The organism is Microbacterium oxydans (assembly GCF_006540085.1).
Taxonomy (GTDB): Bacteria; Actinomycetota; Actinomycetes; order Actinomycetales; family Microbacteriaceae; genus Microbacterium; species Microbacterium oxydans.
The window spans coordinates 476,759-489,075 of record NZ_BJOG01000008.1 but is presented as its reverse complement, the minus strand read 5'-3'; the positions used below and the strand labels follow the sequence as shown (position 1 = coordinate 489,075).

Genomic DNA, 12,317 nt, shown 5'->3' with positions numbered 1-12,317 from the left:
CCCCGGCATCCGCCCCCCGCCGCCGTCGACGGAGCCCAGCGGCCTCGGCCTGGTGGGCGCTGGTGTTCCTCGGCCCGACCGCCCTGGGCATCGCCGTCTTCTACCTCTGGCCGACCGTCCGCACGCTCATCATCTCGTTCACGAAGTCCGGCCCGTTCGGAGGGGCCGAGTGGGTGGGCCTCGACAACTACACGCGCCTGTTCCAGGACCCCGAGCTGATCGGAGCCCTGCGCAACACCGCGATCTACACGGTCATCGCGCTCATCGGCATCCCGCTCGCCGTGGGCATCGCCGCCCTGCTGAACACCACGGGGCTCAAGGGCCGCAGCGCCTATCGCACGCTGTACTTCATCCCCGTGGTCACCATGCCCGCGGCGATCGCGCTGGTCTGGCGAATGATCTACAACGGCGATTACGGCGTGCTGAACGCCGCGCTCGCCGCCGTCGGCATCGAGGGGCGCAGCTGGCTCACCGATCCGAACACGGCCCTGATCGCGATCGCCGTCGTCGGCATCTGGGCGGGACTCGGCACGAACATCGTCATCTTCCTCGCCGGGCTCCAGGGCATCCCCGACACGATCATGGAGGCGGCCGACCTGGATAGCGCCGGTCCCGTGCGCAAGTTCTTCTCCATCACGATCCCACTGCTGTCGCCGTCGATCTTCTTCGTCAGCGTCATCAGCGTGATCGGGGCGCTGCAGGTGTTCGACCTGATCTACATGATGCTCGGACGCAGCAATCCCGCGATGCCGAACACCCGCACCGTCGTCTACCTCTTCTACGAAGCGGGGTTCCTCGACAACGACCGCGGTTATGCGGCCGCCGTGGCCTTCCTGCTGCTGGTGATCATCCTGATCCTCACGATCGTGCAGTTCCGTCTGCAGAAGAAGTGGGTGCACTATGAGTGACGTTTCCCTCGACACACGCGCCATCGTGGGCGCGAAGCCCGCGCGCTCCGGGGCGGGGAAGCCCAAGAACCGCGGTCTCTGGATCGTGCACCTCGTGCTCCTCGTCGGCGCAGTGCTGATGGTCTTCCCGTTCGTCTGGCAGCTGCTCACCTCGTTCAAGACGCTGTCCGACTCGGTGCAGGTGCCGCCGTCGTTCCTGCCGCGCGAGTGGGTGTTCACCAACTTCGCCGAGGTGTTCGACTCGATGCCGTTCGCGCAGATGTTCCTGAACTCCGTGTGGCTCACGGTCGGGCGCACGGTGGGTCAGGTGGTGCTCTGCACCATGGCGGGCTATGCGTTCGCGCGGATCCCGTTCCCCGGCCGCAACGCCCTGTTCGTGGTGTTCCTCTCTGTGCTGATGGTGCCGTCACAGCTGTACCTGCTGCCGCAGTACGAGATCATCCAGTCGCTCGGCTGGCTCAACACGCTGCAGGCGCTCATCGTGCCCGGCATATTCAGCGCCTTCGGGACCTTCCTGATGCGACAGTTCTTCATGTCGATGCCCGCCGAGCTCGAGGAAGCCGCACGCATCGACGGCGCGAATCCGTGGCAGACCTTCTGGCGCATCATGGTTCCGCTCGCGAAGCCTGGCATCATCGCACTTGTGGTGTTCACTGTGCTGTGGTCCTGGAACGATCTGCTCTGGCCGTTGATCGTGACGACCGATCCCGCCAAGATGCCGCTGTCGGTGGGCCTGTCGCAGCTGGTCGGCATCCACGGCACGGACTATCCGGTGCTGATGGCGGGCGCGCTGCTGGCGACGCTGCCGATGCTGGTGACCTTCATGGTGCTGCAGCGACAGTTCATCCAGGGCATCGCGTTCAGCGGATCGAAGGGCTGAGACATGGCGAAGAGCGAGCACCAGGCGCCCCGAAGGCCGACGCTGCGGATGGTCGCCGAACGGGCGGGAGTGTCGACGGCGACGGTGTCTTACGTGTTCTCCGGTCGGTCGGGGACGAACGGGGCCGGTGTCGCCGAAGCCACGGCGGCGCGGGTGCTGGCGGCCGCCGACGAGCTGAACTACCGACCGAACAGCGCGGCCCGGGCGATCCGCACCGGACGCAGCGGCATGGTGCAGCTCTCGCTGCACATGCTGAGCGACCCGTGGTCCCTGGCGGTGGCCGATGCCGTGAACGCCGAGGCGAACAGGCACGGGCTCACCACGCTGATCCTCGCCGACGGCGACTGGCACGCGGCCCTCGACCGGGTCGAGAGCGACGTAGCCTACCTCGACGGCGTGGGTCTCGACGATGCGGCGCGGAAGAACCTCGCCGACCTCGTGCGCCGCGGACAGCGCCTCGTGGTGTTCTCCGAGCATCTGGACCCGGACGGCTTCGACGTCATCCGCTCCGACGCGATCCCCGGTTGCGAGATCGCGATGGATCATCTGCTGGAGACGCACACCGCGATCGGGTGCATCGCCGCGGAGGGTGCGGTGCGCCTCGCCGACGAGCAGATCACCCGCTACACGCCGTATGTCGAGAAGCTCGCTGCCGCCGGCATCGTTCCCGATCCTGCGTGGACGGTGACCTACGCCGACACCCAGGCGAGCGCCTTCACCGCGGCGGTCGAGCTGCTGTCCGGCGAGAACCGGCCGCATGCCGTGTACGCCACGACCGACTTCGCAGCGATCGCCACGATCAATGCCGCGCACATGCTCGGCCTCCGCGTGCCGCACGATGTCGCGGTGGTGGGGGTCGGCAACACCCCGGACGCCCGCCTGATCGCGCCGACCCTCACGACCGTCGGTCCGACCGACTTCTACGAGCGGCAGGCGCGCATCATCGTCGATCGCGCTCTCGAGACCGACCCCGCACCAGGGCGTCTGCACGAGTTCGCATGGACGCTCTTCCCCGGCGGATCGACCGACCTCGACGCCCCCGCCCCGCGGGCCCGTTGACCTCGGCATCCCGCACAGACTCATCACACAAGAAGGACCATCGTGGATCTCCAGATCGGCATCATCGGCTTCGGCGCGCGCTCGACCCTGCAGGAAGAGGTGCATCGACCGGGGCACGGCTCGCGCATCTCCGCCGTGTGCGACCTCGCCCCGCGTGCCCGGGAGGACGCCCGCCTGCTCGTGCCGGACGCGCTCATCACCGACTCGCTCGACGAGCTGCTCTCCTCGGGCGTCGACGCCGTCATGGTGCTCACCCCCGACGACACGCACGCCGCGCTCAGCATCCGCGCGCTCGAAGCCGGCGTGCCGGTGTTCTGCGAGAAACCCCTCGCGATCGACCTCGCCGACGCCGACCGCATGCTCGAGACCGCACGCCGTACCGGCACCGGGCTCTACATCGGCCACAACATGCGGCACATGCCCGTCATCACACTGATGCGCGGGCTGATCCAGAGCGGCCGCATCGGTCAGGTCAAGGCCGTCTGGGTGCGCCACTTCGTCGGGCACGGCGGCGACTTCTACTTCAAGGACTGGCACGCCGACCGTCGCCGCACCACCGGGCTGCTGCTGCAGAAGGGCGCCCACGACATCGACATCATCCACTGGCTCGCCGGCGCCTACAGCGAGCGTGTCTCGGCGATGGGCGCGCTCAGCGTGTACGGCGACATCACCGACCGGCGTGACCGCACCGGGGAGCGGATGCCGGACTGGTTCAGCATGGACAACTGGCCGCCGACCGCGCTGACGGGACTGCACCCGGTGGTGGACGTCGAGGACATCTCGATGGTGAACATGCAGCTGGAGGGCGGGATCTTCGCGTCATACCAGCAGTGCCACTTCACGCCCGACTACTGGCGCAACTACACCGTGATCGGCACCGAGGGTCGCATCGAGAACTTCGGCGACGTGGCCGGCAGTGAGGTCAAGCTGTGGAATCGGCGTCATGCCGGAGCGGCGGCGGCCGACGAGACCTTCATCGTCCCGGAGGTGCCAGACGCCGGGCACGACGGTGCGGACGCCCTGCTCGTCGCGGAGTTCCTGCGCTTCGTGCGGCACGGCGGACTCACCGAGACGTCGCCCGTCGCGGCCCGCGAGGCCGTCGCCGCCGGCATCCTCGCCACCGCGTCGCTGCGTGGCGACGGATCGGCGATCGAGGTTCCGCCGTTGGATCCCGAGCTCGTCGCCTACTTCGAGCGCGGGCAGGTCGAGGCCGCGCTGGTCTGAACCCACCCGTCTTCGAATCGCGCAACGGGGGGGGGGGCATCGGCGGCCCAGATCGAACCATGTGCGCGATTCGAAACGCTGGGGCGACGCCGCCTCCCAGCGTCTTCACAATCCTGAAATGTACAAACGTACATGTACGGATGTCCAAGGGGGCGGGATGAGGCACGGGGAGCGTCGGCGACGTGACCCTGAGGCGCGCCGTCGGGAGATCGTGACCGCGACCGCCGAGCTCATCGTCGAGGTGGGTGCCGAAGCGGTCACACACCGTATGGTGGCCGCGCGTGCCGGGGTGCCTCTCGGGGCGACGACGCAGTACTTCGAGACCCTCGACGACCTCAGGGCTGCCGCGTTCCGCGCCCTCGCGGAAGAGGTCGATGCCCGCCTCGACGGAGTGCGTCAGACCATCGCCGAACGCGGCGACACGCCCGACGTCATCGCCGCCCTCGTGTTCGAGAGCATGGACGACCATCACGCCGTGCAGGCCGACCGTGCGGTGGTCACCGCCGCCGTGCACGACCCCCGCCTGCGCGATCTCGCTCGTCATCTGTCGGACCGCCTGGTCGATCTGCTCACGCCCACCTATGGCGAAGACCGTGCCAGAGCGGCGATGATCTTCATCGACGGCGTCATGTGGAGCACGCAGATCCGCGACGACCGCCTTGCCCAGTCCTTCATCGAGTCCGCACTGGCGCGGATCCTCGGAGATTCCGTCTCCACCCCCTCCGCAGCGACAGCCACACCCTGACACCGAGGAAACCGCCTTGTCGAAACTCGCCATCCTGAGCCTCAAGAACCGCGCGCTCATCGCGCTGATCACCATCGTCGCGGCGGTGTTCGGCGGCCTCGCGCTCACGAACCTCAAGCAGGAGCTCATCCCCTCGCTCGAGCTGCCGGCGCTCGTCGTCATGACGACCTACCCCGGCGCATCGCCCGAGGTCGTCGAGAACGACGTGTCCACCCCGGTGGAAGCGGCGATCCAGGGCGTCCCCGGCCTGGAGTCGACGACGGCGACGAGCACCACGAACGCGTCGATCGTGCAGGCGATGTTCGCCTACGGCACGAACCTCGCCACGGCAGAGCAGAAGATCCAGCAGGCGATCAACCGCATCTCCTCGCAGCTGCCGGAGGATGTGACGCCGCAGGTGCTGTCGGTCTCCATCGACGACTTCCCCGTGATCCAGGTGGCCGTCACCGGGTTCGAGGACGCGGACAACGCCCAGGCCCAGCTCGAATCCGTCGCGATCCCCGAACTCGAAGACGTCGACGGCGTCAACGCGGCCGAGATCGTGGGCGGGGTCGGTCAGCGCATCAGCATCACGCCCGACGTGGCGAAGCTCGCTGCTGCCGGCCAGAGCACCTCGGCGATCAACGACGCACTCGACCAGAACGGCACGCTGTTCCCCGGTGGCGACATCACCGAGAACGGTCAGACGCTGACGGTGCAGACGGGCGCGAAGATCACCTCGGTCGAGGAGATCGCCGCCCTTCCGCTGGTGGGCAGCGACGTCACGATCGGCGATGTCGCGACGGTCGTGCAGGAGTCCGATCCCGTCACCTCCATCTCCCGTGTCGACGGCAAGGATGCGCTGTCGATCTCGATCACGAAGCTCCCGGCCGCGAACACCGTGGAGGTGTCCAACGGCGTGATCGCCGCGCTCGACACGATCGGCGACGCCTTCCCGGACGCGACCTTCACGGTGATCTTCGACCAGGCGCCGTTCATCGTGCAGTCGATCGAGACGCTCGCCACCGAGGGAATGCTCGGCCTGGTGTTCGCGGTGCTCGTGATCCTCGTCTTCCTGATGTCGGTGCGCTCCACCCTCGTCACCGCGATCTCGATCCCCACCAGCGTGCTCATCACCTTCATCGGGCTGCAGGCGTTCGGCTACTCGCTGAACGTGCTCACCCTCGGTGCGCTCACGATCGCGATCGGTCGAGTGGTCGACGACTCCATCGTCGTGATCGAGAACATCAAACGTCACTACGTGGGCGATGCCGACAAGGGCGATGCGATCCGCCTCGCGGTGCGCGAGGTCGCGATGGCGATCACGGCGTCCACCATCACGACCGTGGCGGTCTTCCTGCCGATCGTCTTCGTCGGCGACATGGTCGGCGAGCTCTTCCGGCCGTTCGCGATGACCGTGACGATCGCGATGGTCGCCTCGCTCCTGGTAGCCCTGACGATCGTGCCGGTGCTCGCCTACTGGTTCCTCAAGCCGGGCAAGCCGTTGCTCGACGAGCACGGCGACGCGATCGACCCAGAGCACCCCGACGCTCCGCCGACGTGGCTGCAGCGGCAGTACCGGCCGATCCTGGGCTGGACGCTCAAGCACTCCGGTGTCACGGTGATCCTGGCGGTCGTCGTGCTCGGCGCCACGCTCGCCGCAGCGCCGCTGATGAAGGTCAACTTCCTCGGCGACTCCGGCCAGAACACCATGACGATCACACAGGACCTCGGCCCGACGGCGAGTCTCCAGGCCAAGTCGGATGCGGCGGTGGCGGTCGAAGACGCCCTGCTCGACATCGACGGCATCGAGCACGTACAGGCCTCGATCGGCACCAGCGGTTCGGCGCTCAGCGACGCCTTCTCGGGCGGTGCGGGCGTCACGTACTCGGTGCTCACCGACTCGAACGCCGATCAGGAGAAGCTCCGCGCGGATGTGCAGGATGCGATCGACGGCCTCGGTGACGAGGTCGGGGACGTCGCGGTCTCGGCCTCGGCCGGCTTCGGATCGAGCGACATCGAGATCACGGTCAGCGCCTCGAACTCGGACGACCTCCAGACGGCGACCACCGCGCTGGTCAAGGAACTCGACGGGAAGGACGGCGTCGGCCAGGTGAGCGACAACCTCGCCGCGTCGCTGCCGTACATCGCCGTCGTGGTCGACCGGGAAGCCGCCGCGCAACGAGGACTCTCGGAGGTCGCGGTCGGTGCCATCGTCTCGGGCACCATGCGCCCGCAGCAGGCCGGATCCGTCGAGATCGACGACACCGCGCTGACGGTCTACATCGTGACTCCGAACCCACCGACCACGGTCGATGCGCTCAAGCAGCTCACCATCCCGACGCCTGCCGGCATCGTGCAGCTGCAGGACATCGCGACCGTCGAGCAGCAGAACGGACCCACCTCGATCACCACGGAGCAGGGCCGTCGTACTGCGACGATCACCGTGCCGCCGGCGTCCGACAACCTCGCCACGGCCACGCAGTCGGTGAACTCCGCGCTCGCGGCGGTCGACCTGCCCGACGGTGCATCCGCCGAGGTGGGCGGTGTCGCGTCCCAGCAGGCCGACTCGTTCTCGCAGCTGGGGCTGGCGATGCTCGCGGCGATACTGATCGTCTACGTGGTCATGGTCGCGACCTTCAAGTCGCTGCGCCAGCCGCTGCTACTGCTCATCTCGGTGCCGTTCGCGGCGACCGGGGCGATCCTGTTGCAGATCATCACGGGCGTGCCGCTCGGCGTCGCGTCGTTGATCGGCGTGCTGATGCTCATCGGCATCGTGGTGACGAACGCGATCGTGCTCGTCGACCTCGTGAACCAGTACCGGGAGAAGGGTCTGTCGACGATCGAGGCGGTCAAGGCCGGTGGGGAGAAGCGTCTGCGGCCGATCCTCATGACCGCGCTCGCGACGATCCTGGCTCTGACTCCGATGGCGCTCGGCATCACGGGCCACGGCGGCTTCATCTCGCAGCCCCTCGCGATCGTCGTGATCGGCGGCCTGATCTCGTCGACCGTGTTGACGCTGATCGTGCTGCCGACGCTGTACAACCTCGTCGAGGGTGCCAAGGAGCGCCGCGCTGCCCGCAAGGCCGGGGGCTCGGATGCCGGTGCGGCGCCCGGTCCGGACGCCCCGGCCGACCCCGCCGCGCCTGCCGCCGCGACGGGCTCCGGTGGCCCGGTGCTGATCGACGCGTCCGGCCTGCCGCACGCGACGCAGCTCACACGGCGTGAGCTGCGGGAGCGCGGGGAGTAGAGCACGCTCCCGGCTCCGTCCGGCCGAAACGGAGACCATGTGTGCCTCGCCCGGCGAGTCCCCATCCGACTCGCCGGCCGGGCGTCATTCGGTCTCCGTTTTCGCGGAGGATGCTCGCGAAGGGAGTGTGGGGCTGTCGCGGAGAGAGCGTGGGGCTGTCAGCTCAGGGTGATGCCCCAGTGCAGGGTCCAGGTCTCGTCGGGGTCGAGGCGCCGGATGCCGAGGCCGCTGTTCAGCGCATCGGCGGGCGCGGTCATGGGTTCGATCGCGACGGCCAGGCTCTGTCCGGGATAGGCGGGCGTGGTGTACACCTGCACGTAGTCGAAGCCTTCTCCCTGCCAGAGCGTGACCTGTCGGCCGTCCGGTGCGGTGAGGGAGTGACGGACGATTCCGTCCGCGTCGCGGGTCAGGTCTGCGAAGCCGGTGTCGAGGGAGACATCGCCGAGGCGCGCCCCTTCTCGCAGGGTGGCGTCGGCCGGTCGGGTGCCGGTCGGCAGCATCCGCTCATCCGTTTCGATGGCGGTCTCCGCGGGGATCCGCAGGACGAGGTCGTGCGGATCGACGTCGCCGATCGTGACGAAGGGGTGGGTTCCGAGAGCGACCGGGGCTGGGCCGGTCGAACGGTTGGTCAGGGTGTGCACGACATCGATGCCGTCGGCGGTGAGGGTGTATGTGACGGCGGTCTCGATCAGGTACGGGTATCCGGTCTGGGGCACGATCGTCGCGCGGAGCACCGCTGCCGTCTCGGTCTGGGCGACCTCGTAGGCGGTGAAACGCAGCAGGCCGTGGCTCGCATTGCCGAGTTTGGGCTCCGTGATGGCGAGCTGTCTGACCGTACCCGCATCGTCCCATCGGCCATCACGCACCCTGTTCGGCCACGGGGCGAGGACCACTCCGGAGCACGATGGGGTCGGAGAGTCCTCGGGATACGGCGGCACGAGGTCGACGCTCCCGATGCGCAGCGAACGGAGGGAGGCGCCGACCTGAGCGATCTGGGCGGTGACGTCGCCGAGCTGCAGGGCGATCTGGGTGCCGGTGGGGGAGACGGAAATCACTCCCTCAGCGTAGAGGCACCCGGTCGGCACCGGGGGTCTGTGCGGTCTCTCAGGAGCGTCGGCTACACTTGAACGGTCGGCTTCGGACACCCGCGCGTTGGCGCGGACGTTTTATGTGTGTGAAGTGTGAGTCCAGGGGCCGATGGTGAGCGTCGATCGACGCAAATCAACCATCACATGAATGGCCCCGGCCGCTGACAGTCCGGAACCCCGCTGGTCGCATCCGACCACGCGCTGGGTGCTCGCGCGTGTGCGCGGCGCTGTTCTCGTGCGAGAACACAGAAAGAACACCGCAATGCCGAAGAACAAGAAGCCCCGCGGCGGGCGTCCCGCCGCCAACTTCGAGCCGCGCTACGGCGCCAAGAAGACCTCCTTCCACGATCGCCACAACGGCGGGCCCGCCCGCGACGGTGCGCGCGATGAGCGCGGTGGACGCGCGGATGCCGGTGACCGCCGCTCCGCTCCCGCCGCAGGCGGATACGACCGTCGTCCGGGCAGCCGCAGCGCCGGTCACCGGGGCTACCGCCCGGCCGAGGCCGAGGGCGGCGCTCCCAAGCAGCGGTGGGGTGCGTCCGAGCGCGCAGGCCGCGATGAGGCCCGCGCGATTCGCAACCGTGCCGAGTCCGGGCGCCGTGAGGCTCCGCACCACCGCAACGACGACCGCTCCGAGCGCCCTCGCTACAACGACCGTCCCAGCGCCGGCGGCCGTTTCGACGACCGTCCGCGTCGCGATGACCGTGGCGGACAGCGTCCGACCGGCCCCGGCACCTACCGTGACGACCGTGGCGGAGACCGCCCCCGGTATGACCGTGACGACCGTGCGCGTCGCGACGACCGCGGTGCCGGCACCCAGCGTCAGGGCTTCCGCGACAACGACCACCGCGATGGCGGACGTCCGGTTCGGGACGATCGCCGTGGCGGCGAGCGTCCCCGCTTCAACAGCGACCGTGGCGGCGAGCGTCCCCGCTTCAACGACCGCGGCAACGACCGTCCCCGGTTCGAGCGCGACGAGCGTCCGCGGCGCGACGACCGCAGCTTCGACCGCACCCGCTCGAACGACCGTGGCAACGAGCGCCCCGAGCGTTCCTACGACGCCGACCGCGCACGTCGTGCTTTCGACCGCGACCGCACCCAGCGTTCCTTCGAGGGTGGGCGCGAGCGTCCGTCGACCGGCGGCGCCTACCGCACCGAGCGTCCTCGTCCGCTGACCTCGGACACCCGTGGCCGCCCGGCACGCAATGAGCGCCCGAGCCGCAACGACTGGAATGCCACCAGCCGTCCGGCCTCGACCGGAGCGAAGTTCGCGCCCGGTGACGATGTCGTCCACGAGCGCCTCGAAGCGAAGTCCGTCGCGGCCGTCGAGGTCGATGGTGTGACGTTCGGCGATCTGGGTCTCGGTTCGAACATCGTCGAGACACTCGTCGGAATGGGCGCTGCGACGCCGTTTCCGATCCAGGCCGCCAGCATCCCTGCCGTGCTCGCCGGTCGCGATGTGCTCGCCCGTGGCCGCACCGGCTCCGGCAAGACCATCGCCTTCGGCGCACCGCTCGTCGAGCGTGTGCTGCAGTCGCAGGCAGGCAAGCGCCGTGAGTTCGGACGTTCGCCGCGCGCGATCATCCTCGCTCCGACCCGCGAGCTCGCGCTGCAGATCGACCGCACCATCCAGCCGATCGCGCGCAGCGTCGGCCTGTTCACCACGCAGATCTACGGTGGTGTGCCGCAGGGCCGTCAGGTGGGTGCGCTCAAGAAGGGCGTCGACATCGTGATCGGCACCCCCGGTCGCATCGAGGACCTCATCAACCAGGGCAAGCTCGACCTCTCCGACTGCCGCATCGCGGTGCTCGACGAGGCCGACCACATGTGCGAGCTCGGGTTCGTCGAGCCCGTGCAGCGCATCCTCCGTCACACCGCGGAAGGCAGCCAGAAGCTGCTGTTCTCGGCGACGCTGGACCGCGAGGTCGCCGCGCTCGTCGACGAGTTCCTCGTCGACCCCGCCGTGTACGAGGTCGCAGGTGAGGACCAGGACTCCTCGACGATCGAGCACCGCGTTCTCGTGATCGAGCACCGCGACAAGGCCGACATCCTCACGTCGCTCGTCGACCGCGACGGCAAGACGCTCGTCTTCGCCCGCACCCGCGCCTACGCCGACATGCTCGCCGAGCAGTTCGACGACGCCGGGATCCCCGCCGTCTCGCTGCACGGAGACCTGAACCAGGCCAAGCGCACGCGCAACCTGGAGCGGCTGACCTCGGGTCGCGTGAACGTGCTCGTCGCCACGGACGTCGCCGCCCGCGGCATCCACGTCGACGACATCGACCTGGTCGTCCAGGCCGATGCGCCCGACGAGTACAAGACGTACCTGCACCGCTCGGGTCGCACCGGTCGTGCCGGTCGCTCGGGTCGCGTCGTCACGCTGATCACGCGCCAGCGTCAGCGCCGCATGACCGAGCTGCTCGATCGCGCCGAGATCGACGCCCCGTTCGAGAACGCCCGTCTGGACGACGACGTGATCGAGGAGATCGCCGGTCGCGTGCCGACCGCGGCCGACCTGACCGCCTGAGTCTCATTCACGAAGGCCCCGTTCTGCGCTCGCAGGCGGGGCCTTCGTCGTGCGGGGAGTGTGGGCGCGGGGTCAGGCCAGCTCGTGCACGTGCACGGCGGAAGTCAGGTTCGTGCCGTTGAGGTCGAGGTAGATCACGCCCTCGGTCACGGTGAGGGTCATGGTGTTCCGGCGCTCGATGAGGGCCGAAGCGGTCTCGATGAACCCGGGATCGAAGCTGTAGACGCGGATGTCCTCGCGGCGGTGGATGCGTTTGTCCGTCCACGGTGCCATCACCTTGGCGGGGTCGCGGTGCGTGTACACGACGGTGCGCTCGGCGAGACGGCTGCCGTAGTGCAGGCGCTCGGCATCGGGCGCGCCGATCTCGACCCAGGCCGTGATGAGCCCGGTGAGGTCGCGTACGAGCACTGCAGGTTCCTCCGTCGAGGAGATGCTGCCACCGAACGCGATGCCCTCGGCGAACTCCAACCCGTAGGCGAGCACCCGGGTGAGCATGTACGCATCGGTCTCGGACGGATGCCGGGCCGCGCGCAGCGAGTAGTCCTCGTAGACGCCGCGATCGGTGTCAGCGAGCTGCACCTCGAATGTGTGGACTGTGGAACCGATCGCCATGATCCCCGAGCCTACGCGGCCGGCGAAGGAGCGCCGGACCAGCGC

The 12,317-nt window shown here is 68.6% G+C and carries 9 protein-coding genes; 7 read left to right on the top strand and 2 right to left on the bottom strand.

Annotated features, from left to right (window positions below):
- From MOX01_RS16625 to MOX01_RS16600, 6 genes are all read left to right on the top strand, one after another.
- A partial coding sequence (locus tag MOX01_RS16625; RefSeq protein WP_218028595.1) for a carbohydrate ABC transporter permease occupies positions 1–908 on the top strand: 908 nt, incomplete at its 5' end.
- Positions 901–1,788, top strand: a complete 888-nt coding sequence (locus MOX01_RS16620; protein ID WP_017204308.1) for a carbohydrate ABC transporter permease — start codon at positions 901–903, stop codon at positions 1,786–1,788. The genes MOX01_RS16625 and MOX01_RS16620, both read left to right, overlap by 8 nt.
- Positions 1,789–1,791: 3 nt before the next feature.
- The gene (locus MOX01_RS16615) at positions 1,792–2,847 is read left to right on the top strand and encodes a LacI family DNA-binding transcriptional regulator (protein ID WP_061015370.1); all 1,056 of its coding nucleotides are present in this window, start codon (positions 1,792–1,794) and stop codon (positions 2,845–2,847) included.
- 42 nt (positions 2,848–2,889) lie between these two features.
- On the top strand, positions 2,890–4,071 hold the full coding sequence (locus tag MOX01_RS16610; RefSeq protein ID WP_211368779.1) for a Gfo/Idh/MocA family protein: 1,182 nt from the start codon (positions 2,890–2,892) through the stop codon (positions 4,069–4,071).
- A 157-nt stretch (positions 4,072–4,228) separates the two neighbouring features.
- Positions 4,229–4,816: a TetR/AcrR family transcriptional regulator gene (locus MOX01_RS16605; protein ID WP_058631657.1), complete on the top strand. Its 588-nt coding sequence runs from the start codon at positions 4,229–4,231 to the stop codon at positions 4,814–4,816.
- Positions 4,817–4,832: 16 nt separating this feature from the next.
- Complete coding sequence (locus MOX01_RS16600) at positions 4,833–8,045, top strand: efflux RND transporter permease subunit (protein WP_141370597.1); 3,213 nt, start codon at positions 4,833–4,835, stop codon at positions 8,043–8,045.
- A 158-nt stretch (positions 8,046–8,203) separates the two neighbouring features.
- On the opposite strand, the gene MOX01_RS16595 is transcribed toward MOX01_RS16600, so the two are convergent.
- The gene (locus tag MOX01_RS16595) at positions 8,204–9,100 is read right to left on the bottom strand and encodes an aldose 1-epimerase family protein (RefSeq protein ID WP_174799797.1); all 897 of its coding nucleotides are present in this window, start codon (positions 9,098–9,100) and stop codon (positions 8,204–8,206) included.
- A gap of 295 nt (positions 9,101–9,395) precedes the next feature.
- Here MOX01_RS16595 and MOX01_RS16590 point away from each other — a divergent pair, with 295 nt between their 5' ends.
- Complete coding sequence (locus MOX01_RS16590) at positions 9,396–11,660, top strand: DEAD/DEAH box helicase (protein WP_141370595.1); 2,265 nt, start codon at positions 9,396–9,398, stop codon at positions 11,658–11,660.
- 72 nt (positions 11,661–11,732) lie between these two features.
- Here MOX01_RS16590 and MOX01_RS16585 read toward each other — a convergent pair whose 3' ends face one another.
- Positions 11,733–12,272, bottom strand: coding sequence for a YaeQ family protein (locus MOX01_RS16585; protein WP_046746496.1), 540 nt, complete (start codon positions 12,270–12,272; stop codon positions 11,733–11,735).
- Between the last annotated feature and the right edge of the window lie 45 nt (positions 12,273–12,317).

Excerpts from the sequence above, each read along its gene's own strand:
- MOX01_RS16620 (WP_017204308.1), top strand. The coding sequence starts at position 901 with ATGAGTGACGTTTCCCTCGACACACGCGCCATCGTGGGCGCGAAGCCC.
- MOX01_RS16615 (WP_061015370.1), top strand. The coding sequence starts at position 1,792 with ATGGCGAAGAGCGAGCACCAGGCGCCCCGAAGGCCGACGCTGCGGATG.
- MOX01_RS16605 (WP_058631657.1), top strand. The coding sequence starts at position 4,229 with ATGAGGCACGGGGAGCGTCGGCGACGTGACCCTGAGGCGCGCCGTCGG.
- MOX01_RS16590 (WP_141370595.1), top strand. The coding sequence starts at position 9,396 with ATGCCGAAGAACAAGAAGCCCCGCGGCGGGCGTCCCGCCGCCAACTTC.
- MOX01_RS16585 (WP_046746496.1), bottom strand. The coding sequence starts at position 12,272 with ATGGCGATCGGTTCCACAGTCCACACATTCGAGGTGCAGCTCGCTGAC.